The organism is Streptomyces luteolifulvus, from assembly GCF_008806595.1.
Lineage (GTDB): Bacteria > Actinomycetota > Actinomycetes > Streptomycetales > Streptomycetaceae > Streptomyces > Streptomyces luteolifulvus.
On the sequence record NZ_VZRB01000002.1, the window covers coordinates 473,146 to 494,332 of the forward strand.

General features: G+C 72.9%; 19 protein-coding genes. 11 read left to right on the top strand and 8 right to left on the bottom strand.

The window, feature by feature from the left end:
- Positions 1 to 188 precede the first annotated feature (188 nt).
- The gene (locus F7R91_RS04745) at positions 189 to 1,286 is read left to right on the top strand and encodes a lysylphosphatidylglycerol synthase transmembrane domain-containing protein (RefSeq protein ID WP_225320522.1); all 1,098 of its coding nucleotides are present in this window, start codon (positions 189 to 191) and stop codon (positions 1,284 to 1,286) included.
- A 4-nt stretch (positions 1,287 to 1,290) separates the two neighbouring features.
- On the opposite strand, the gene F7R91_RS04750 is transcribed toward F7R91_RS04745, so the two are convergent.
- The 4 genes from F7R91_RS04750 to F7R91_RS04765 all read right to left on the bottom strand — a co-directional run bounded on the left by F7R91_RS04750 (position 1,291) and on the right by F7R91_RS04765 (position 4,921).
- On the bottom strand, positions 1,291 to 2,556 hold the full coding sequence (locus tag F7R91_RS04750) for a glycosyltransferase family 39 protein (protein WP_150944740.1): 1,266 nt from the start codon (positions 2,554 to 2,556) through the stop codon (positions 1,291 to 1,293).
- Positions 2,553 to 3,776, bottom strand: coding sequence for a bifunctional glycosyltransferase family 2/GtrA family protein (locus F7R91_RS04755; protein ID WP_150944868.1), 1,224 nt, complete (start codon positions 3,774 to 3,776; stop codon positions 2,553 to 2,555). Before F7R91_RS04755 ends, F7R91_RS04750 begins: the two co-directional genes overlap by 4 nt.
- Before the next feature lie 115 nt (positions 3,777 to 3,891).
- Positions 3,892 to 4,404, bottom strand: coding sequence for a cellulase (locus tag F7R91_RS04760; protein WP_150944742.1), 513 nt, complete (start codon positions 4,402 to 4,404; stop codon positions 3,892 to 3,894).
- A 10-nt stretch (positions 4,405 to 4,414) separates the two neighbouring features.
- A complete protein-coding gene (locus F7R91_RS04765; RefSeq protein WP_150944744.1) occupies positions 4,415 to 4,921 on the bottom strand; it encodes a SigE family RNA polymerase sigma factor in 507 nt (168 codons plus the stop codon).
- A gap of 217 nt (positions 4,922 to 5,138) precedes the next feature.
- Between F7R91_RS04765 and F7R91_RS04770 the strand changes: the two genes are divergently transcribed.
- From F7R91_RS04770 to F7R91_RS04780, 3 genes are read left to right on the top strand one after another with little or no spacing between them, the layout of a single operon-like run.
- Positions 5,139 to 7,451, top strand: a complete 2,313-nt coding sequence (locus F7R91_RS04770; protein WP_225320523.1) for a serine/threonine protein kinase — start codon at positions 5,139 to 5,141, stop codon at positions 7,449 to 7,451.
- A gap of 8 nt (positions 7,452 to 7,459) precedes the next feature.
- Complete coding sequence (locus F7R91_RS04775; RefSeq protein WP_225320524.1) at positions 7,460 to 8,644, top strand: hypothetical protein; 1,185 nt, start codon at positions 7,460 to 7,462, stop codon at positions 8,642 to 8,644.
- Positions 8,641 to 9,909: an extracellular solute-binding protein gene (locus tag F7R91_RS04780; protein ID WP_150944747.1), complete on the top strand. Its 1,269-nt coding sequence runs from the start codon at positions 8,641 to 8,643 to the stop codon at positions 9,907 to 9,909. The genes F7R91_RS04775 and F7R91_RS04780 overlap by 4 nt, the downstream gene beginning before the upstream one ends.
- A gap of 72 nt (positions 9,910 to 9,981) precedes the next feature.
- Here F7R91_RS04780 and msrB read toward each other — a convergent pair whose 3' ends face one another.
- The 4 genes from msrB to F7R91_RS04800 all read right to left on the bottom strand — a co-directional run bounded on the left by msrB (position 9,982) and on the right by F7R91_RS04800 (position 13,362).
- Positions 9,982 to 10,389: a peptide-methionine (R)-S-oxide reductase MsrB gene (msrB, locus tag F7R91_RS04785; RefSeq protein ID WP_150944749.1), complete on the bottom strand. Its 408-nt coding sequence runs from the start codon at positions 10,387 to 10,389 to the stop codon at positions 9,982 to 9,984.
- Positions 10,390 to 10,402: 13 nt separating this feature from the next.
- Complete coding sequence (murC, locus tag F7R91_RS04790; RefSeq protein WP_150944751.1) at positions 10,403 to 11,794, bottom strand: UDP-N-acetylmuramate--L-alanine ligase; 1,392 nt, start codon at positions 11,792 to 11,794, stop codon at positions 10,403 to 10,405.
- Positions 11,795 to 11,922: 128 nt separating this feature from the next.
- On the bottom strand, positions 11,923 to 12,396 hold the full coding sequence (locus F7R91_RS04795; RefSeq protein ID WP_191971343.1) for an indole-3-glycerol phosphate synthase: 474 nt from the start codon (positions 12,394 to 12,396) through the stop codon (positions 11,923 to 11,925).
- Positions 12,397 to 12,543: 147 nt separating this feature from the next.
- The gene (locus F7R91_RS04800) at positions 12,544 to 13,362 is read right to left on the bottom strand and encodes a pyrimidine reductase family protein (RefSeq protein WP_150944755.1); all 819 of its coding nucleotides are present in this window, start codon (positions 13,360 to 13,362) and stop codon (positions 12,544 to 12,546) included.
- A 37-nt stretch (positions 13,363 to 13,399) separates the two neighbouring features.
- Here F7R91_RS04800 and zapE point away from each other — a divergent pair, with 37 nt between their 5' ends.
- The 7 genes from zapE to F7R91_RS04835 all read left to right on the top strand — a co-directional run bounded on the left by zapE (position 13,400) and on the right by F7R91_RS04835 (position 21,172).
- Positions 13,400 to 14,512, top strand: a complete 1,113-nt coding sequence (gene zapE, locus F7R91_RS04805; protein WP_150944756.1) for a cell division protein ZapE — start codon at positions 13,400 to 13,402, stop codon at positions 14,510 to 14,512.
- 154 nt (positions 14,513 to 14,666) lie between these two features.
- Entirely contained in the window at positions 14,667 to 15,059 is a 393-nt protein-coding gene (locus tag F7R91_RS04810) for a hypothetical protein (protein WP_150944758.1), read from the top strand.
- 73 nt (positions 15,060 to 15,132) lie between these two features.
- Positions 15,133 to 15,711, top strand: coding sequence for a carbonic anhydrase (locus tag F7R91_RS04815; protein ID WP_150944760.1), 579 nt, complete (start codon positions 15,133 to 15,135; stop codon positions 15,709 to 15,711).
- 8 nt (positions 15,712 to 15,719) lie between these two features.
- The gene (locus tag F7R91_RS04820; protein WP_225320525.1) at positions 15,720 to 17,192 is read left to right on the top strand and encodes a SulP family inorganic anion transporter; all 1,473 of its coding nucleotides are present in this window, start codon (positions 15,720 to 15,722) and stop codon (positions 17,190 to 17,192) included.
- Between the two features lie 101 nt (positions 17,193 to 17,293).
- Positions 17,294 to 18,070 carry a slipin family protein gene (locus tag F7R91_RS04825; RefSeq protein ID WP_150944764.1) on the top strand — a complete coding sequence of 259 codons (777 nt, stop codon included), beginning with the start codon at positions 17,294 to 17,296 and terminating at the stop codon, positions 18,068 to 18,070.
- A gap of 90 nt (positions 18,071 to 18,160) precedes the next feature.
- Positions 18,161 to 19,585, top strand: a complete 1,425-nt coding sequence (locus tag F7R91_RS04830; RefSeq protein WP_408056005.1) for a PhoX family protein — start codon at positions 18,161 to 18,163, stop codon at positions 19,583 to 19,585.
- Between the two features lie 45 nt (positions 19,586 to 19,630).
- A complete protein-coding gene (locus F7R91_RS04835; protein WP_150944766.1) occupies positions 19,631 to 21,172 on the top strand; it encodes an FAD-dependent oxidoreductase in 1,542 nt (513 codons plus the stop codon).
- The last annotated feature ends 15 nt before the right edge of the window (positions 21,173 to 21,187 follow it).

Consider the following 21,187-nt stretch of genomic DNA (forward strand, 5'->3'; position numbering starts at 1 on the left):
GTACGACCAGGGGTGCCGTGCCGCCCACGGCGTGGACCGCGTCGCCCAGTCGCCCGCGCCGCTTCGGCTCCCGGACACCGTGCCGTCACGCCGGGCGGGAACGTTGTCGCCGTCCCCCTGCCTCGCCTTGCAACCGTCCGTCCCGCGCCTCACCGCGCGGGACGTGTCACGGAAGGACGACGTGCGCCGTGTCCCTGCTCCCGCTCGACCATCTCCCCGGACCGCTTCCGGGACCGCTCCCCGCCCGGGCCCCCGCCTGCGACCCCACCCCGGTCGGCTGCCCCTCCCCCACCCCCTCGTCCTCCGCTCCTTCCACCCCCTCCGCTCCCTTCTCCCCCTCATCCCCCTCCTCCGCCGCACGCCTCGCCTGCCGGCTGCTGACGGTGCTTCCGCTCCTGCTGATCGGGGCGTGGGCCGTGGTCGACCGGCACACCGTGTCCGACGGTGCCGCCCGGCTGGCCGCCGCCGACCCCTGGTGGCTGCTGGCCGGGGTCCTGTTCACCTGCCTGGGCTGGGTGTGCGCCGCATGCGTCCGGCAGGGGGCGATCCCGGAGCAGCTTCCGCCGGGGCTGCTGCTGGCGTCACAGTTCGCCGCCGGCGCCGCGAACCATGTGACCCCCGCGAGCATCGGCGCCCATGCCGTCACCCTGCGTTTCCTCCAGGGCCGCGGTATACCCCTGGCGCGGGCCACCGCGTCGCTCGCCCTGTACTCACTCGTCAGACCGGTCGCGAAAACCCTGGTGCTGCTGGCCTTCCTGCCGGCCCTCCCTGGCCTGCTCCGGCTCGCCGAACTGGTGCCGGACGAGTGGACGTTGCTCCTGATCGGCGCGGGCCTGACGAGCGGTCTCACCGCGACGGCCCTCCTGGTCACGGCCGTACGTCCGCTGCGTCGTCCGGTGCTCGGTTTCGTCCGCACCGCCCTGACGGACGTACGGCTGCTGCACACCAGGCCCAGCCGCATCCTCGCCCTCTGGGGCGGGGCCGCCGCCGCTCCGGTGCTTCAGGCGAGCGTGATCGCCTCGGTCGGGGCCGCGCTCGGCCTGCCGCTGTCCTGGGCTCAGGTGGTCTTCGCGTTCCTGGCCGCCAGCACGGCCGTGGGCGCGGTACCCGCCCCGGGCGGCATCGGGCCCGTGGACGCGGCGATGGTGTTCACCATGGCCGCACTCGGCGCACCGGTGGACCTGGCCACCACGACCGTCATCGGCTACCGCGTCCTGACGGTGTGGCTGCCCCTGCTGCCGGGCGCGCTGGTGCTCTCGGCCCTCATTCACCGCAAGGTGCTGTAGGAATCTAGGGCACCCCGAGTTCGAAGAGTGCGTATCCCGCGTACGAGCCGGAGGCTGCCGCCAGGATGCCGAGCAGGGTGCACAGCACGGGCAGGCGGAGGGTGCGCAGGCGGACCGCGAGGGGGATGAACAGGGGGAAGGCGGGCAGCAGATAGCGGGAGACGTTGCCGAAGATCTGCTGGCTGCCCAGGACCAGGGCGAGGGTGAAGAGCGTGTAGACGATCAGGACGGCCGGGGGGCGCAGGCGGATCAGGAGGGGGATCAGCAGCAGGGCCAGCAGCACGACGGCCACGCCGATGGTGTCCTCGAAGGGGTACGCGAAGAGGTAGTCGAAGCGCCCCACGGGGACGGAGGTCAGGACGTCGAGGGTCTGCTCACCGAAGTCGAAGGTGTGGGCCCAGGCTCCCTTCTGGAGTGTGAAGTAGCCGCCGAGGTCGCCCATCCGGTTGCCGACCCACAGCAGATAGCCGCCGAGCCCGAGCGGAGCGATCAGCATCGCGATCAGCGGGCGCGGGGAGTCCTCCTGGCGGCGGTGGAGCGCGAGCAGCGCGGCGACGGCGAGGGCCGCGATCAGCGCCACCGCGGTCGGTCGGTTGAGGCCGGCGGTGAAGGTGAGGATTCCGGCGGTGAGCCAGCGTCGGCTCATGACGGCGTGGCAGGTCCAGGCGGCGAGGGCGACGTAGAGGGACTCCGAGTAGACCGACCACTCGACGCCGGAGCCGGGCCAGACGGCCCACAGTCCGGCCGCGGCGAGCCCGGCCTGCCTGCCGCCGAACCGTGCGGTGACGGCGTAGATGCCGAGGGCGGCGGCGAACGAGGCGACGACGGAGACCAGCATGCCGGCGCCGTACGAACCGAAACCCGTGCACACGGACACGAGCCGTATCGCCGCCGGGTAGAGGGGGAAGAACGCGGCCGAGTTGCCTTCGAGGGTGATCAGTCCGGTGGCTCCGGGAACCGGGACCAGCGCGGGGTCGTAACCGTTCTCGGCGATCTGCTGATACCACCAGCCGTCCCAGCTTGCCAGTACGTCCCAGACGTGGGCGCCGCCGCCGAAGCGCGGGTCCTTGCGCCGGAAGTCCCCTGCCGAGTCCAGCAGGTACATGAAGACGGAGAAGCCGATGAGCTTCAGGACGCCGTACAGCGCCAGTACGGGCAGGCAGTGCCGGGCAGCGCGGCGCAGACGCTCGTCGAGGGCCGGGGCGGGGGCAGCGGGTTCGAGGGGGCCGGCGGCGGGCGGGGAAGTGATCAACAGCGTCGTCCGGTTCATTCGGCGCCGGCTCCCGTCCCGCGGCGGCGCCGGGCGGGGAACACCCAGGACCGGAAGAGCAGAAACCGCACCAGGGTGGCGGCGAGGTTGGCGGCGACGAGCACCGCGAGCTCCGTGGACCGCGCGGTCCCCGGCGCCAGGTGGTGCAGTGCGGCCAGTGAGCCACTGGTGAGGGTCAGTCCGATCAGGAAGACCAGCAGTCCTTTGGCCTGGTGGCGCAGCGCACCGCCACGGCCGCGCAGCCCGAAGGTGAGCCGCCGGTTCGCTGCCGTGTTGGCGACCGCGCAGATCAGCAGCGCCAGCGCGTTGGCAGCCTGTGGCCCGGCCGGTGGGCGCAATATCGCATACAGCATGACGTATCCGACGGTGCTCAGGGCTCCCACCACGGCGAAGCGCAGCAGTTGGCCGGCGAGGCCGTCCCGCGTCCCGTCGGCCGTGCCGCGGCGCAGTCCCTCCGTCGGGAGGGTGCCGCGGGCCAGGGCCCGGCCGATCCTGGCGATGCCGCGCAGATCGGCGAGCGCCGTGGACAGGATGTCGACGCGGCTGTCGGGGTCGTCCACCCAGTCGACCGGCACCTCGTGGATACGCAGTCCGGCCCGCTCGGCGATCACCAGGAGCTCGGTGTCGAAGAACCACTCCGAGTCCTGCACCAGCGGCAGCAGCCGCTCGGCGACATCGCGCCGCACCGCCTTGAATCCGCACTGGGCGTCGGAGAAGCCCACGGCGAGCGTGGAGCGCAACAGGGCGTTGTAGCAGCGGGAGATGACCTCGCGCTTGGGGCCGCGCACCACCCGGGCACCCTGGGCCAGGCGTGTGCCGATGGCGATGTCGGAGTGTCCCGAGATCAGCGGGGCGACCAGCGGCAGCAGCGCCGTCAGGTCGGTCGACAGGTCCACGTCCAGGTAGGCGAGCACCGGTGCCCGTGACGCGGACCATGCGGCGTGCAGCGCCCGGCCTCTTCCCTTGTCGGGCAGCCGCAGCCACTCGGTCTCGGGCAGTTCGGCGGCCAGTTCGGCCGCGATGCGGGGGGTCGCGTCGGTGCTGGCGTTGTCCGCGACGGTGATCCGGAACGGGTAGGGGAAGGTCTCGCGGAGATGGGCGTGGAGCCGCCGCACGCTCTGCTCGAGATCCGTCTCCTCGTTGAACACCGGTACGACCACGTCCAGGACGGGCTCCGGGTGGTGCGCCGGCACTGGTGTGCGGAGCGGCAGATGGTCCATAACGTTTGTCACAGTGCGTCCATGTGTGTGTTCTGTCGCAGGGCAGGCCGAAGGCACCCGCGGCGGTGCAGCGATCAGGGATTGCGGAGGGCGGTCGGGGAGACGGCGGGGTGCGCTATCCGGAGTCCGTCGAGGTCACGAACGACGACGGCTCCTCGGACGTCGGCGTGGCCTCAGGAGTCGGCGCGTTCCTCGTCACGTCGGACGTCGGCGGCGGTGTGTTGGTGGGGTCCGAGCCCGGGTCCGGGGAGAGCGTGTCCGAACTCCCGGTCGTGGCGGGCCCGCCCGGCGGAGCGGAGGTCTCGCTCCCGGTGGGCGGCGCGGTGACGGTCGCGCTGGGGGCCGAGTCCGCCGTCGTCGACGGTGTCGCAGTCGGGGACGCCGGGCTTGCCGCGGGCCGGGGCAGGGGAGCCTGCGGCCTGGTTTCGACGCTGCTGTCGGGCAGCAGGAAGAATCCGATGCCGAGTCCGGCCACGGCCAGCACGGAGCCGACGGCCTTCTGCGCCGCACGCGCCCGCCGCCGGGCCCGTACGCCGGACCGGAGGCGAGCCTGGTGCGCGGGCTCGAAGGGGGTGTGCTCCCGGGCGTCGCGCATCATCCGCGACAGCTCCCTCTCGAAGTGATCCATGGCCTCCCCTTCACCCCACCGGCTCGATGACGTCGGCCAGGAGCCGGCGCAACCGCGCCACGCCCCGTGACGCATGGGATCGAGCGGTGCCCACCGGGCACCCCAGCACCTCCGCGACCTGTTTCTCGGGCAGGTCCTGGTAGTAACGCAGCACCACCGCGGCCCGCTGCCGCGGCGGCAACTGGGCCAGCGCGGCCTCCAGGCGCGAGCGTTCCGCCACGACGGCGGACACGTCACCCGCCTCGGGCAGGTCGGGCAGCTGCTCGACGGGGCGCTCGCCCCACCAGCGCCGCCGCGCCGAGCGTGCCGCCGCCCGGGCCAGAACCTTGCGCACGTATGCCTCCGGGGCCTCCTCCGCGATCTTGGGCCAGACGAACCAGAGCTTGACGAGGGCTTCCTGGAGCAGGTCCTCGGCCCGGTGCCGGTCACCCCCGACGAGCAGCCGTGCGAGGTGGAACAACGCCGACCAACGGGCTGCCACGAACCCGTCGAACCCTTCGGCCCGCTCCCGCTCCATCCGCACCGTCCCTGCTCCGACCAGCCCCCTGTACCTAGGGAAAGACGCCGGCCCCCATGCCACGATGCACTCCACCCCTGTGATCCGGGTCACGGTCGCCAGGGGTGGCCGACCGCCACGGCGGGGCGGGCCCGAGCACCACCGCGCAGAGCGGACACATCACCTCCCCATGCCGCACCGGCGGCATTCCCGGCACCCCCGTCTATCCTGAGGATCCATGGAGGGGGCTGCGGGGGCTGCGGGCAGGGAGGCATCCGGTGAACTGCCGGACTCCAGCGGGTCGTTCGGGCCGCTCGTAGTCGCCGCGCAGCCGGTGCTGCTGCGCACCGCGCAGGTGGAACTCCCCGAGGAGAGCCCCGACCCGGCACTGCTGCCCACGATCAAGCTGCTGGAGCGCGCGGCGTCGCGGGCCGACGCCCCGCACGCGCTTCCGCTGCCGCCGGGGCAGCTGCTCGCCGGGCAGTACCGGCTGATCCGGCGGCTCGGCTACGGAGGGATGGGCGAGGTCCACCTCGCGCTGGACACCAAGGTCGACGAGCGCGAGGTCGCCATCAAGATCCTGCACCCGGAACAGGCGGCGGCCGGGCCGGGCGCCCTGGCCCGGGAGCGGCGGGCCCTGGTCGACCTCAGCCACGACGACATCATCCGGGTCTTCAACTACGGGCACCACCCCGAGGTCGGCGACTTCCTCGTGCTCCAGTACGTGGACGGGCTCACGCTGGAGGAGGTGCGGGCCCGGGCCCGGGTGAACCCGGCCGAGTTCGGCGGGGGCCGCTTCCACGAGTTCGTGCTCGCCTACGGAGTACGTCTCCTCGCCGCGCTCGGGTATCTGCACTCCGGCCGGCCCGGCAGGGTCTACGGCGACCTCAAGCCGGACAACGTCATGCACGACGGCACCACGACGAAGATCATCGACGTGGGGAGCGTCCGCGCGGCCGGGCTGCCCGGCCTCACCACGGAGGGTTTCCGCGCCCCGACCGCCGGCCCGAGCGGCGAATCCACCGGCCAGGACGACCTGTTCAGCCTGGGCGAGACGCTGCGGAGGCTGAGCGGGCTCGGGCAGTCGCCCGGGGAACTGGCGGAGCTGGGCTCCCTGGACATGCTGGACAGACTGGGCGAGGACGGCTCTCCCGAGTTCCCGCAGGCCAAGCAGATGACGGCGCCCCCGCCCCGCGGACTCGGTCTGCTCTCGCTCGCCCGGGTGCTGCACCGCGCCACCCGGAGCGAGCGGGCCGACCGGTTCGCGACCGCCCCTGAGATGGAGGAGCAACTGCGGGGCGTGTTCCGGGAGTTGCGCTCCTTACGGACCGGGACGGAGACCTTCGAGCCGTCGCCGCTCTTCCTCCAGTCGCCGTACGCGCTCGACGGGGCGCTCGGAAGCGCGCCACCCCTCGCACGCTGGGCGGCGCGGCGTACCCCCGCGGTGCACACGCCGCCGTCACCCGCCGAGGTCGCCCGGCGGCTGCCCGTCCCGCGGCCCGATCCGTACGACGCCCAGCACGCGGAGCTGAGCAGGCTCGCCGACGCGGCTCCGGAGGCGCTGTTGCAGCACACCGCGGACTGGCGGGACTCGCCGGAGGTCCATCTGCTGCGCTGCCGCCTGCGGTTGCGGGTTCCCCGCGGCGGCGCCGAGGCGGCCGAGCGCGAACTGCGGTCCGCCGAGGCGCTGATCGGGCCCGAGCACGCACCGTACGACTGGCGGCTCGACTGGCACCGCGGGCTGCTCGCCCTCGTCCGGGGCCAAGTGGACGCGGCACGGCGGCACTTCGACCGCGTCTACGCGGCGATCCCGGGCGAGTACGCGCCGAAGCTCGCGCTCGGCCACTGCGCCGAGCGGCTGGGCCGGTGGCGGGAGGCGCTGACGTTCTACGAGGCGGTGCGGCTGCGCAACCCGTCGCTGGGCAGCGCGGCGTTCGGCGCGGTACGGGCGCACCTGGCGCTGGGCGGCGAGCGGGCGCTGGACGACGCGGTGCGGGCGCTGGACGCGGTCCCGCAGCATTCACGGCACCGGACCGCCGCGCGAACGGCCGCGGTGCGCATCGGAGTCGAGCACGTACGCACCGCCGAGCACCCGGGGGAGGTGACCGAGCGGCTGGGCGAGGTGCTGGAGCGGCTGGCCCGGCTCTTCCATGCGCACGGGCTGACGGACGAGCAGGCCCGGGTCCGGATGACGGCGGAGGTGTGGGAGGCCGCGCTGGGCGCGCTGGCGCGGGGTGCCCTCGACGCCCCGGGCCTCGCCGCGCTGGCCGCCGGCGCCGACGTACGGCTCGGTCTGCCGTCCGGCGAGCCGGGTCTGCGCACCGGCCTGTCCCGCCTCCGCCTCTCCCTCGCGCACCAGGCGGCCCGCTCCGCCGCACCCGAGGACGCCGCCGTCGCCGAGACCCTGCTGGATCTCGCCTACGAGGTCCGCCCGCTCGCCTTCCGTCACCACAGGGACAGCCCATGGCTCGGCAGGAGAGTCACGAACTGGCTCCGGACGCTCGCCCGCACGCCGTCGCCGGGCCGCAGCGCCGAGGCGGCCCGCGAATGAACCGGGCCATGCCGCCGAAGCCTTCGGCCGCCCGCCTGCTGCGCGGTGCCCGGGCCGTGTTCACCGTCGCCGCCGAACTCGCCCGCCGGGTACGGCGCTACGCGTGGCCGTCCACTGCGGGCAGCCGCAACCGCGCGTATCTGCGGGACCGGCTCGTCGCGCTGCCGCTGCTCGCCGTCGTGGCCTTCGGGGCGTTCGGCTGGGCCTACACCGGCGTGCGGGGCGACTCCGCGTATGCGCGGGACCGGCTGGCGCCCGCGCTGGTCGGCCTCGCCGGCGTCCGGGCCTCGCTGTTCATCGCGCAGGGCGAGGCCGAGGAGAACCTCGCCGAGGGCCGGGCAGCAGAACTCAGCGGGCTCAGCGAGCGGTACCGGACCCGGGTGGCGCGGGCGACGCAGAACCTGAACCGGGTCACGCGCAGCGGAGCCCTGACCGTGGCCGAGGAGCAGGAGCTGCGGGTCGTGTCCGCGCTGGTCGTGGACTACACGGGCTGGATCGGCCGGGCTCAGGGACACGCCACGGACCCGGTCCTGAGGGACGCCGAACTCGCGTACGCGCGCAGCATGCTCTGCTCCACGCCCGTCGCCCCGCAGGACAGCGGTGACCGCTACCCGCCGTGCCCGCCCGCGACCGGCTCGGGTGCCACCTCGATCGTGGACCGGGTGTCCGGCCTGGAGCGGCAGTTGCGCGAACGGCTCGCGGACCGGGCCGGCTGGGGAGACGGCGTGCTCGCCGCCGGCGCCGTCTCCGGGGTCGCCTCCGTGCTGCTCGCCGCAGGACTGTGGCGGACCCTGTCCTTCCTGCGCCGCCGCTTCCGGATCCGGCTCAGCGTTCCGCTGGCGGCCGCCGCCCTGCCGCTGCTCGCCGTACCGCTGCTGACAGCCGACGCCCTGCTCGCCCAGCACGCGCAGCGGGAGACCGTGCCCGTGGCGGACGCGCTCGCCGAGCGGACCTCGCCGAAGACGGAGACGGCCGCCGAGGAGCGCCCCTTCGACGGCCCGGATCCGGTGGCGATCGATGTACTGGCCGACCGGCTCGACGACGGCCTGTCCGAGGGCCGGTTCGGCTTCCTGGACGGGGCCGCCCCCTTCGTGTTCCCCGTGGGCCTGGCCTGCGCCGGCGTCATCGGCGGCGCCCTGCACGCGTACCGCCGTGAGTACCTCGTGGTGGCCCGACCGGGAGTCGTCGCATGAACCGTGTCCTGCGCGCCCTGCTCGCGGCGGCGTGCCTGCTCGCCCTCGTCCCCGGCTGCTCGGCGCACCCGCCCGCCCCGCTCGTCGTCCTCGGCCCGTGGACCGGGGCGGAGGGCGAGGCCTTCGAAGCGGCCCTGGAACGGCTCGACGACGGGACCGGCCGGACGTACACCTACGAAGGCACCCGCTCGCTGCGCGAGACCCTCGTCTCACAACTGGAGGCCGACGATCCGCCGGACGTGGCGATCCTCAACAGCATCGGCGAACTGACCGAGTACGCCCGCCGCGACAAGCTGAAGCCGCTCGCCGAGGCGACCGCCGAGCGCGCGTACCCGCCCTGGGCGCCGACACTGCTGGTGGACGGCAGGCGCCGCACGTACTGGGTGCCGCTGAAGGTCGACCTGAAGAGCCTCGTGTGGAGCAGGAAGGACGCGTCGGACAAGGCTCCCATCTGGTGCGTGGGGCTCGCCTCGCAGGCCACCTCGGGCTGGCCCGGCACCGACTGGATCGAGGACATCCTCCTCCACCAGGCGGGCCCGGCGGTCTACACCCAGTGGGCCACGAGCCGCCTCACCTGGCGCGCCCCGGCGGTCCGCGGCGCCTGGACGACCTGGGCACAGTTGCTCGGCGTACGCTCCGCGGCCTCGGTCGAGCGCTCCCTCACCACGTCCTACGAGGGCACATCCGGCCCGAACGGCCCGCGGGGCCTGCTCCACTCCCCCGGCTTCCGTTGCACGCACGAACATCAGAGCGCCTTCATCCGGTACGTGTACACGGGCACCGACATCGCATTGGAGCCGTCGGCACGGTTCCTGGACGGGCCGGCCGAGTACCGCGACACCTACGAGGTCGCGGGCGACATGGCCGCCGTCTTCAGCGACAACCCGGCGGCCCAGGAACTGGTGCAACGGCTGTCGAGCCCGGCGGGGCGCAAGCGCTGGCGCGAGGAGGCGGCCCCGGCGGTGCGCCCCCTGTTCCCGAACCGGACCGACCCGGCACCCACACACCCCACCGAGCGGCACATCGACACCCTGCTCACCCGCAGCGCCCGCACCCTGTGCTTCGACGCCTCGGACGTGATGCCGCCCGAACTGCGGGACGCCTTCCACCGCGCGGTCCTGGAATTCTTCCGCGATCCCGCGTCCCGCCGTCTCGACGCACTGCTCGGACAACTGGAGACGGTCCGCACCCAGACGAACGAGAACCCACCGGAGGGCCACACGTTCCGCCCACCGGAGGAAATCTGCGCGAGCCCCGCCGGCTGAGCCGGGCCCTGCAACCGCCAGGCCGTGACGGAGAGCCGCATCAGCTTCCAGGACGGAGCGATGACGATCCGGTCAGCCTTCTTCGGGCGTCAGCCGCAGGGAGATCGAGTTGATGCAGTACCGCTGGTCCGTCGGTGTCGCATAGCCCTCGCCCTCGAAGACGTGGCCGAGGTGTGAGCCGCAGCGTGCGCAGCGCACCTCCGTGCGGACCATTCCGTGGGAGCGGTCCTCGATGAGTTCCACCGCGTCGGAGTCCTTCGGGTCGTAGAAGGACGGCCAGCCGCAGTGGGACTCGAACTTCGTGGTGGAGGTGAACAGTTCGGCGCCGCAGGCGCGGCAGGAGTACACGCCCTTCGCCTTGGTGTCGGTGTACTCACCGGTGAAGGCGGGCTCGGTCGCGGCCTGGCGCAGCACGGCGTACTCGCCCGGCGTCAGCTCCGCACGCCACTGCTCGTCCGGCTTCTCGACGTCGTACGACATGAGCCTCAGCCCCTTACTTCGACAGCTGGTCGAGGATGCGCGGGCCGAGGTCCGTGACGTCGCCCGCGCCCATGGTGAGAACGAGATCACCCGCCCCGGCCATTCCCGCCACGACCGCCGGCACCCCGGCCTTGTCGTGGACCGCCGTCACGTCCGCGCCCGCGGCCCGCGCCGCCTCGATGATCAGCTCGCTGGTGACGCCGGGGATCGGGTCCTCGCGGGCCGGGTAGATGTCCAGCACCACGGAGGCGTCGGCGAGGGCCAGGGCCTGGCCCATCTCCGTGCCGAGCTCCTGCGTCCGGGAGAACAGATGCGGCTGGAAGACGACCAGGATCCGCGCCTCGCCCGCCGCCGCCCGCATCGCCTCCAGATCGGCCGTCATCTCGGTGGGGTGGTGGGCGTAGGAGTCGATCACCTGGACGCCGGCCGCCTCGCCCTTCAGCTGGAGGCGGCGCTTGACGCCGGTGTAGGCGGCGAGGGCGGGCGCCAGCTCGGCGGCCGGCACACCCAGCGCCACGCCCGCCGTCAGCGCGGCGACCGCGTTGTGCGCGTAGTGCCGGCCCGGGACGGAGACGGCGAAGGTCAGCTCACTGCCGTCCAGCAGGACGGTGACCTCGCTCTTCAGTCCCTGCGCCACGACCGAGAGGACCCGCACGTCCGCGTCCTTCGACTCGCCGTACGTCACCACCTTCACGTCGCTCGCCGCGAGGCGGCGCGTCAGCTCCCGCGCCCCCTCGTGGTCCGCGGAGATCACCAGCGTGCCGCCCTCGGTGATACGGCCCGCGAACGTCTCGAAGGACTCGTAGATCTCGTCCATCGACGCGTAGTTGGCGTGGTGGTCGAGCTCGACGTTGAGGACGATCGCAACCTCGGGGGCGTACTTGTGGAAGCTGCGGTCCGATTCGTCCGCCTCGGCTACGAAGATCTCGCCGTCGCCGTGCAGCGCGTTGGAGCCGGGGGCGTCCAGATCGCCGCCGATCGCGTACGACGGCTCGAGGCCCAGCGCGCTCAGCGACACGGCCAGCATCGACGTGGTCGTGGTCTTGCCGTGGGTGCCGGCGACCGCGATCGGGCGCAGCCCCTCCATCAGGGCCGCGAGGGCGTCGGAGCGGTGCACGACCGGGATGCCCAGTTCGGCGGCCCGGGCCAGCTCGGGGTTGTCCCCCCGGATCGCCGAGGACACGACGACGCAGCTCGCGTCGTCGGCGAGGTGGTCCGCCGCGTGCCCGAGGTGCACCGTCACGCCCAGCGCGCGCAGCGCCTCGGCGGTCTCGGAGTCCTTGGCGTCGCTGCCCGCGACCTTCGCCCCGCGCTGCGCGAGGATCTTCGCGATGCCCGACATCCCGGCGCCGCCGATGCCGATGAAGTGCGGTCGGTCCATGGCGGTGGGAAGGCCGGGTGCCATGCGTTGTCTCCCTGTGCGTGATACGGCATGCGGTGATACGGCGCTCGTGGCTCGGCGTGCGTGCCACTGCGGACGTTCAGCGGCCAAGCCTATGCCGTGCCGTCCACGCCCGGTGACGGCGTGGTCCGCTACGCCTTGGCGTGCGAGAACAGCTTCAGTACCGGTACGCCCACCTTGTGCCGGGCACGGGAGGCCCAGTCCCGGTGGAAGAACTCCTCCACGTAGTGCGGGTCCGTCAGGACGATCACCTCGTCCGCCTCCACCTCGTCCACCAGGATCTTCAGCGCGTCCAGCGGATGGTCCTCGATCAGCCGGCCCTCCGCCTCGTTGCCGGACGCGCGCAGCGCGATCAGCGACACGTCGAGGGCCTGCTGTGCGGGGCCCTTCGCGGCCTCGCCCTCCGGGGTCTCCCGCTCCCGGGCGGCCTCGTCGATCTCGCCGAGCGCGACGTCGTCGATGGCGCGCAGCAGCCGGTCGGCCTGGTCCCCCCGCGGCTGGAGCAGCACATGGAAGGTGACCGGCTCGTCGCCGTGCAGGCTCGTGACGAACTCCACGTCGGCGGACGTCAGGGCCTTCTCGATCATCAAAACGCTTGTGAACACCAGGCGCCCCTTCTCCTTCGAGGGCCCGGGGCCCTCACTCCTCCGTGGGCCGTGCCGGGCCCCGCGGATACCATCCTTCCCCGCGATCGCACGGGGGCTGCGAGATTCAGTGTGCTCTTCGGAAGCCAAATGGGTGGATCGGGCCGGTCACGGCCTGCGGTACCTGCTGAACAGGAAGCCGTCCTCCTCCAGCAGGGACCCCAGGACGAACCGCTGGGGGACCGCGACCGACGGCCCGCCGGCGATGCGCTGCGCGTCGCCCGCGGTGAGCATCGGGGCGAGGGTCAGGCACAGCTCGTCGAGCACCCCGGCGGCGACCAGCTGCCCGAGCAGCCGGGGGCCGCCCTCGGTCAGCAGCCGGGTGTGACCGAGCCAGGCGAGGGCGCGGACGGCGCGGTCGGGGTCCACGCCGACGCCGTCGCCGGCGATCACCACCCGGGCGCCGGCCTTCTCGGCGGCGGCGACGCGGTCCGGGGGCGCCGCGGCGCCGGTGAGGAGCAGGGTGGGCACGAGCGGCGAGGTGAACAGCGGGAGCGAGTAGTCCAGGTCGAGGCTTGCGCTGACCACGGCGATCGCCGGCGCGGGCCCCTGCCCTGCGGCCTGCCGGAGCGCCGCGAACTCCGCACGTGCGCGTGCCGGGCGGTACCCCTCCTGCCGTACCGTTTCCGCGCCCACGACCACGACGTCCGCCAGCGCCCGCAGGGTGCCGAAGATCCGCATGTCGGCAGCGCTGGAGATGGGCTGGGAGCGGCCCTCGTGCTGGGCGGCTCCATCGAGCGTGGACACCATGTTGGCCCGCAGCCAGGCACCCGTCCCGCCGGGCACGGGCTCGGGAAAGGCGTAGGCGGCGGCGAGCTCGTCGAGACTCCACTCCCGCCCGCCGTCACCGCCCGCACCACCGGCCCCGGAGGCCCCGCCGGAGTCCAGGGCTGCTGTTTCGTCCGTCACAGGGAACAGGCGTCGCATGCCGAGCAGTCTGGCACGCCGTCTACAGTTGACAACCGTGTCCTCCTCCACCACCGCCCCCGGAACCAGCCCGATAGCAGACGCGGCCCCGTTGTCCCTGTGTGCGCGTGAGCCGCATGTTCCCGCGGACCGGCTGGTCGGCGAGATGGTGCCGCCGCCGCGGTTCGACTCGGTGCGCTTCAGCACGTACCTGCCGGACCCGAACCAGCCGAGCCAGACCGAGGCCGTCCGTGTCCTCGAAGGCTTCGCCGCGGGGCTCGGCGGGGCGCACGCGAGCGGCGCCGGCACCGTCCGGCGCGGGTTCCTCGGGTTCGGCAGGAGCAAGGCCCAAAAGGCCCCGGCCGGCCCTCGCGGTGTCTACCTCGACGGCGGCTACGGCGTCGGCAAGACGCATCTGCTGGCCTCCCTGTGGCACGCCACCCCGGCCGAGCCCGCGCTCAAGGCGTTCGGCACCTTCGTCGAGCTCACCCATCTGGTCGGCGCCCTCGGCTTCCAGCAGACGGTGAAGACCCTCTCCGGCCACCGCCTCCTGTGCATCGACGAGTTCGAGCTGGACGACCCCGGCGACACCGTCCTCGTGTCCACGCTGCTCGGCAAGCTCGTCGAGGCCGGCGTCGCGCTCGCCGCCACCTCCAACACACTGCCGGGCAAGCTCGGCGAGGGCCGGTTCGCGGCCACCGACTTCCTGCGCGAGATCCAGGGCCTGTCCGCGCACTTCCGGGCGCTGCGCATCGACGGCGAGGACTACCGCCACCGCGGTCTGCCCGAGGCGCCGGCGCCGTACTCCGACGAGCAGGTGGCGAAGGCGGCGTACGCCACCGCGGGCGCCTCGCTCGACGACTTCCCGCATCTGCTGGAGCACCTCGCCAGGGTCCACCCCAGCCGGTACGGCGCCCTGACCGACGGCGTGCGGGCCGTCTGTCTCACCGACGTCCAGGCGGTGCCGGACCAGTCGACGGCGCTGAGGCTCGTCGTGCTCGCCGACCGGCTCTACGACCGTGAGGTGCCGGTCCTCGCCTCGGGGCAGCCGTTCGACCGGCTGTTCAGCGAGGAGATGCTGAAGGGCGGCTACCGCAAGAAGTACTTCCGGGCCATCTCCCGGCTCACCGCGCTGGCCCGGGACGCCAAGGACCTCGTCCCGAGCGACTAGTTCACGCCAGGCCACCCGCACTTTTCAGGCTCTCTTCGAGTCGAAACGCCTAGTTAACCCTGCAAACAACTTTGCAGGGTTAACGTGTTTCTTGACCAGTCGTTGACCAACCGTTGGTCCGCGCAAGAGATGCCAACTGCCGGGAGGGGGGCGCATGTTCCGAGGTAAGACGGCTCGGACCGCACTGGCGCTCCTCGCCGCCGCCCTGCTCGCGCTCACATTCTTCGCACCCACCGCGTCCTTCGCATCCGCGCACACGGTCCGTCAGGTCGAGGCCAAGACGCCGCCCGGAATCAAACCCTCCGGCACAGCGCTGCCCGACGAAGCCGTCACCTTCCGGCACTGCGGCCACTCCGGGGACCCGACCGGCCCCCTGCGCTCCCGCGACCGGCACCGCGCCGTCGACTCGGCTCCTGAGGACCCCGAGCGACCACCGCTCGTCCTGGACCCGGCGGCCCCCACCGAACCGCCGGCACACCGGGACCCTCGTACCTCGAGACTCCCGACGGCCCACTCGGCGGCCGCACTTCAGGTCTTCCGCTGCTGACAGCGGGGCGGTCCCCCACTCTGCCTTGTCAGCCCGACGCGCCGTCAGGTGCGCCAGGAGGAGTCACCACGCCATGCAGCCCCTCATCGACAACGCCCGCACCTTCGGACAGCGCCCTGAGGAGTTCGCCAGGCTGGCCGAAGGCCAGTCCCCGCAGGTCCTGTTCATCACCTGCTCCGACTCCCGGGTCGTACCGGCCCTGATCACGGGCGCCCGCCCCGGCGAGCTCTTCGAGCTGCGCACCGCGGGCAACATCGTCCCGCCGTACGCCTCCGAGCACCCCACCGGCGAGGCGGCCACCATCGAGTACGCCGTGGAGGTGCTGGGCGTCCGCGACATCGTCGTGTGCGGACACTCGCACTGCGGCGCCGTCGGTGCCCTGGTGCGCGGCGACGACCTGACCGCCGTACCCGCCGTACGGGACTGGCTCGCGCAGGCCGCGCCGCGCCCCGCGGGGGCGGCCGAGGACCCGGCCGTCGCCGAGGGTGTGCAGGGGCATGTCCTGGCGCAGGTGCTCCGACTGCGCTCCTACCCGTTCATCGGCGAGAAGCTGACGGAGGGCCGGCTGACCCTGCACGCCTGGTACTACGAGGTGCACACCGGGTCCGTGCTGACCCATGACGTGTCCACCGACACCTTCCGCGCACTGTGAGGGCCGCCGTGGACAACCGCACCGCCCTGACCGGGTTCCCTCATCTGAGGCAGGACTTCGCCGCTTCCCTCGTCGTCTTCCTGGTCGCGCTGCCGTTGTGCCTCGGCGTGGCCGTCGCCTCCGGGGTGCCGGCCGAACTCGGCCTGGTCACCGGCATCGTGGGCGGCATCGTCACCGGGCTGATGCGCGGCAGCAGCCTCCAGGTGTCGGGGCCCGCGGCCGGGCTCACCGTGCTCGTCTTCGAGGCCGTACGGGAGTACGGGCTGCCCGTGCTCGGGGTGATCGTGCTCACCACGGGCGTGCTGCAGATCCTCATGGGCGTGCTCGGGCTGGGGCGCTGGTTCCGGGCCATCTCGGTCTCGGTCGTCGAGGGCATGCTGGCCGGTATCGGGCTGGTGCTCATCGCCGGACAGCTCTACGCGATGGCCGACGCCGAGGCTCCCGCCTCCGGACCGGCCAAGCTGGCCGGGCTGCCGGCCACGCTCGCGGAGTCCGCCGGGGCCACCGCATCGCTCGCCTCACTGGCGCTGGGCGTCGGCACCATCGCCGTCCTGGTGCTGTGGAAGCGCATGCCGAAGCGGCTGCGCGCGGTGCCCGGACCGCTCGCCGCCGTCGGCCTCGCCACGCTCGTCGCCCTGGTGTTCTCCCTGCCGGTCGCCACCGTCGAGGTGCAGGGGCTGCTGGGGTCGGTCCAGCCGCCGTCCCCGAGCGCGTTCGGCGGGCTCGCGGACCTCGGCCTGCTCGCCACGATCGTCGCGTTCACGCTGATCGCGTCCGCCGAGTCGCTGTTCAGCGCGGCCGCGGTGGACCGGCTGCACGACGGCCCGCGCACCGCGTACGACAAGGAGCTGGTGGCGCAGGGCACGGGCAACGCCGTGTGCGGTGTGCTCGGCGCGCTGCCGATGACCGCGGTGATCGTGCGCAGCGCGGCGAACGTCCAGGCGGGCGCGCGAACGAAGGCGTCCCGGGTGCTGCACGGCGTCTGGCTGCTGCTGTTCGCGGCCCTGCTGCCGGGCGTGCTGGGCCACATCCCGCTCCCGGCCCTGGCCGGCATCCTGGTCCACTCCGGCGCCAAGCTCATCCCGCTGCGGGGGATCGTGTCGCTGTGGCGGGAGCACCGCGGTGAGGCGCTGATCCTTGTGGTGACGGCCGTGTCGATCGTGGCGGTCAGCATGTTCGAGGGCGTGCTCATCGGCCTCGCGCTGGCCGTGGCGAAGACCGCCTGGGAGGCCTCGCACATCAGGCTGGAGGTCATCGACAAGGGCGCCGGTCCCGTCCAGGCGTATCTGTCGGGCAATGCCACGTTCCTGCGGCTGCCGAAGATCCTCGACAGCCTGGAGGCGCTGCCCCAGGACCGGCCCGTCGAGCTGGACCTGTCCGGGCTGCACCACCTCGACCACGCCTGCCGTACGGCACTGGAGAGCTGGGCGGAGCGGCACAGCTCCGCCGGCACGGAACCGGTGCGGGTGACGGCGCCGTAAAGCCGCGGTGGCCGGTCACGGGTTCGTCATGGCCCGGGACCGGCTACCGGGCATATCGTTACAGGAGCAGACATACGTGGCCTCTCGAAGAGGGGGTCGTCATGCTCCCGGAGCTGTTGACCGCGGCCGTGGCGGCCGTTTCCGTCGGACTGGTCTACGTCGCCGCGGCGGCGCGGGTCGTGAAGCAGTACGAGCGCGGGGTGGTGTTCCGGCTCGGGCGGCTCGCGGGTGAGGCCCGTACGCCCGGGTTCACGATGATCATTCCGATGGTGGACCGGCTGCACAAGGTGAACCTGCAGATCGTCACGCTGCCGGTGCCGGCCCAGGAGGGCATCACCCGGGACAACGTCACCGTGCGGGTGGACGCCGTCGTCTACTTCCGGGTGGTCGACGCGGCGAACGCGCTCATCAAGGTCGAGGACTACAAGTTCGCGGTCTCGCAGATGGCGCAGACCTCGCTGCGTTCGATCATCGGCAAGAGCGAGCTGGACGATCTTCTCTCCAACCGCGAGAAGCTCAACGAGGGCCTGGAACTGATGATCGACAGCCCGGCCGTCGGCTGGGGCGTACAGGTCGACCGGGTCGAGATCAAGGACGTGTCGCTGCCGGAGAGCATGAAGCGCTCCATGGCCCGGCAGGCGGAGGCGGACCGCGAGCGGCGGGCCCGGGTCATCAACGCGGACGCCGAGCTCCAGGCGTCCAAGAAGCTCGCCGAGGCCGCGAAGCAGATGTCCGAACAGCCCGCGGCGCTTCAGCTGAGGCTGCTCCAGACGGTCGTGGCGGTCGCCGCCGAGAAGAACTCGACGCTCGTACTGCCGTTCCCCGTGGAGCTGCTGCGGTTCCTGGAGAGGGCACAGGAACATCCGCCCGAGCGGTGACACCTGCTACGCATGTGGTTCCCGAGGCGTACAGCGGGTGATAGACACGGCGGGGTCACGGTTCCTGTCCGCCAGCAGGAAGGCTGCCCCATGTCCGCCATGCCCGTAAACGGCCGCTCGACCCGGCGTCAGATGCTCGCCCGCACCGGCGCCCTGGGCGTGTCGATCGCCTTCGCCGGGAGCCTGTCCGAACTCTTCGCCGGCACCGCCGCCGCGCAGACCCTCGGCCGCAGGGGATACGGCCCGCTCGTCCCCGACCCGAACGGGCTGCTCGATCTGCCGGAAGGTTTCCGCTACCAGGTCCTCTCCCGCGAGGGCGACCGGCTGCGCTCCGGCGAGGGCCGGGTCCCCTCCCACCACGACGGCATGGCCGCCTTCGCGGCGCGTTCCGGCGGCCCCCGCGGCCGCGTCCACCTCGTCCGCAACCACGAGAACCGCGTCGACGCCGCGATCCCCGTGCCTGCGGTCGAGGGCCTCACCTACGACCCGGCGGGCAAGGGCGGTTGTACGGTGCTGACCCTGGACGGCCGCAACACTGTGCTGTCGGAGCGGGTCGCGCTCGCCGGTACGGCCGTCAACTGCGCGGGCGGGCCCACGCCTTGGGGCACCTGGCTGTCCTGCGAGGAGACCGAGGACAAGGCGGGCACGAACGGTCATACCAAGGACCACGGGTTCGTCTTCGAGGTGGATCCGGCCAACCCGCGTCGCACCGGCGCCGTACCGCTGACCGCGATGGGCCGCTTCCAGCACGAGGCGGTCGCCGTCGACCCGAGGCGCGGCATCGTCTACGAGACGGAGGACGCGTTCCTCAAGCCCTTCGGCCTCTTCTACCGCTTCCTGCCGGACAGGCCGCTGGGCGGCACCGGTTCCCTGCGCGCGGGCGGCCGGCTCCAGGCCATGCGGGTGCCCGGGGTGCCCGACCTGTCCTCGGTCCAGGAGACGGGTGCCCGTTTCGACGGCATCGAGTGGGTGGACGTACCGGATCCGCTGGCGAGCGGAACGCCGGTCCGGCTCCAGGACTTCGGCCGGAGGGGCATCACCCACGCGCAGAAGCTGGAGGGCTGCTACTGGGGCGGGCGGAGCGTGTACTTCGTGTCGTCGTTCGCCCACAGCGCGGACGGCTCGGCGGCGGACCACTACGGGCAGGTCTGGCGGTACGACCCCGCCGCGCGCCGGCTGACCCTGGTGGTCGTCTTCGGCCCGGACACGGATCTCCAGCTGCCCGGCGAGTCCCCGGACAACATCTGCCTGGCGCCCAGCGGCGGCCTGATGGTCTGCGAGGACGGCAGCGGCGCCCAGCACGTCTTCGGCGTCACCCGGCGCGGCGAGGTGTACGCGCTGGCCCGCAACCGGCAGGCCATCACATCGACCGCCACCGAGGCGGGCGGGACACCGGAGGAACCCGAGTGGGGCGAGTTCGCGGGCGTCACCTTCTCCCCCGACGGCCGGACGATGTATGTCAACTGCTACACCCCCGGGACGACGTTCGCGGTGACGGGGCCCTGGCGCGGGTAGCCGTCTCCGATCACTGAAGTGGGCACGGCCGGGTACTCGGCCCGTATGACCGAGAACGCGCACGTCAGCGGCTCGTACTGGCTCGATACGGCACCCGGCGAGCCCCGCCCCGCACTGGACGAGGACCTCACCGTCGACGTGGCCGTGATCGGTGCCGGGATCGCCGGGCTCAGCACGGCGCGGGAGCTGGCGCGGGCCGGGAAGGGCGTCGCGGTGCTGGAGGCCGGCCGGGTCGCGGCCGGCGTCACCGGCCACACCACGGCGAAGCTCACCGCACTGCACACGCTGGTCTACGACAAGCTGCGGCGCACCCGCGGCCCGGACGGCGCGCAGCTGTACGCCCGCTCCCAGAGCGAGGCGGTCGAGCACGCCGCCGCCCTCGTGGACGAGCTGGGCATCGACTGCGAGTGGGAGCGCAGGAGCGCGTACACCTACGTCTGCGACGCGGGCCGGGTGGCCGAGATCAAGGCCGAGGCGGACGCCGCCCGCGCGGCCGGGCTGCCGGCCTCGTTCACGACGGACACCGGGCTGCCGTTCCCCGTTGCGGGCGCCGTCCGGGTCACCGGGCAGGCGCAGTTCCACCCGCGCAAGTACCTGCTGGCCCTCACCGACGACCTGGTCGCCCACGGCGGGCGCGTGTACGAGCACACCACCGTCCATGGCCTGGACGAGAGCAAGCCGTGCCGGCTGTCGACCGGGACGGGGGCGACGGTGACCGCGCGGGACGTGGTCGTCGCCACGCACTACCCCATCTTCGACCGTGCGCTTCTGTTCACCCGCCTCTCCCCCCGCCGCGAGCTGGTCGTCGCCGGACCTCTCGATGCCGCCCGGGACCCGGACGGCATGTACATCACGCCGGACGAGGGCACGCGCTCGGTCCGTACGGCGCCGTACGGCAAGGACGGCGAAGGCGGCGAGGCGGGCGGGCAGCGGTTGCTCATCGTCACCGGGGAGCACTTCACCCCGGGCACGGGCGACACCCGGGCCCGCTTCGACCATCTCTCCGCCTGGGCCGGCGAGCACTTCCCGGGCGTCGATCTCACCCACGCGTGGGCCACCCAGGACAACGACCCGACCGACACCGTGCCGCTTGTCGGCCCACTGCACGCCGGGGCGCGGCATGTCTTCGTCGCCACCGGCTTCGGCGGCTGGGGGCTGAGCGGCGGCATCATGGCGGGCCGGCTCCTCACGGCACTGATCACCGGCGGGACGTGCGCGTGGAGCGAACTGTACGACCCGCGCCGGCTGCGCACGGCGGTGCGCGAGGCCCCCTCGTTCCTCAAGAACCAGGCCGAGGTCGCCCTGCACTTCGTCGGCGACCGGCTGCGGCCCGCGCCCCCGGTGGACGCCCTGCCGCCCGGCGAGGGCGCGGTGGTCCGCGTCGACGGCCACCGCCTCGCGGTGTACCGGGACGACGACGGCGCCCTGCACGCCGTCTCCCCGCGCTGCACCCACCTCGGCTGTCTGGTCGCGTTCAACTCCGCGGAACGTGCCTGGGAGTGCCCGTGCCACGGCTCCCGCTTCGACACGGACGGCAAGGTCGTCCAGGGACCGGCGACGCGGCCGCTGGAGCGGCGGGACATCTGAGCGGGTGATCCTCCG

What these genes read in the sequence shown, in the direction of transcription:
- F7R91_RS04775 (WP_225320524.1), top strand. Translation starts at nt 7,460, where the DNA reads ATGCCGCCGAAGCCTTCGGCCGCCCGCCTGCTGCGCGGTGCCCGGGCC.
- F7R91_RS04780 (WP_150944747.1), top strand. Translation starts at nt 8,641, where the DNA reads ATGAACCGTGTCCTGCGCGCCCTGCTCGCGGCGGCGTGCCTGCTCGCC.
- F7R91_RS04760 (WP_150944742.1), bottom strand. Translation starts at nt 4,404, where the DNA reads ATGGATCACTTCGAGAGGGAGCTGTCGCGGATGATGCGCGACGCCCGG.
- F7R91_RS04835 (WP_150944766.1), top strand. Translation starts at nt 19,631, where the DNA reads ATGACCGAGAACGCGCACGTCAGCGGCTCGTACTGGCTCGATACGGCA.
- msrB (WP_150944749.1), bottom strand. Translation starts at nt 10,389, where the DNA reads ATGTCGTACGACGTCGAGAAGCCGGACGAGCAGTGGCGTGCGGAGCTG.
- F7R91_RS04800 (WP_150944755.1), bottom strand. Translation starts at nt 13,362, where the DNA reads ATGCGACGCCTGTTCCCTGTGACGGACGAAACAGCAGCCCTGGACTCC.
- F7R91_RS04755 (WP_150944868.1), bottom strand. Translation starts at nt 3,776, where the DNA reads ATGGACCATCTGCCGCTCCGCACACCAGTGCCGGCGCACCACCCGGAG.
- F7R91_RS04750 (WP_150944740.1), bottom strand. Translation starts at nt 2,556, where the DNA reads ATGAACCGGACGACGCTGTTGATCACTTCCCCGCCCGCCGCCGGCCCC.
- F7R91_RS04765 (WP_150944744.1), bottom strand. Translation starts at nt 4,921, where the DNA reads ATGGAGCGGGAGCGGGCCGAAGGGTTCGACGGGTTCGTGGCAGCCCGT.
- F7R91_RS04810 (WP_150944758.1), top strand. Translation starts at nt 14,667, where the DNA reads ATGTTCCGAGGTAAGACGGCTCGGACCGCACTGGCGCTCCTCGCCGCC.
- F7R91_RS04815 (WP_150944760.1), top strand. Translation starts at nt 15,133, where the DNA reads ATGCAGCCCCTCATCGACAACGCCCGCACCTTCGGACAGCGCCCTGAG.
- F7R91_RS04830 (WP_408056005.1), top strand. Translation starts at nt 18,161, where the DNA reads ATGTCCGCCATGCCCGTAAACGGCCGCTCGACCCGGCGTCAGATGCTC.
- F7R91_RS04770 (WP_225320523.1), top strand. Translation starts at nt 5,139, where the DNA reads ATGGAGGGGGCTGCGGGGGCTGCGGGCAGGGAGGCATCCGGTGAACTG.
- F7R91_RS04825 (WP_150944764.1), top strand. Translation starts at nt 17,294, where the DNA reads ATGCTCCCGGAGCTGTTGACCGCGGCCGTGGCGGCCGTTTCCGTCGGA.
- murC (WP_150944751.1), bottom strand. Translation starts at nt 11,794, where the DNA reads ATGGCACCCGGCCTTCCCACCGCCATGGACCGACCGCACTTCATCGGC.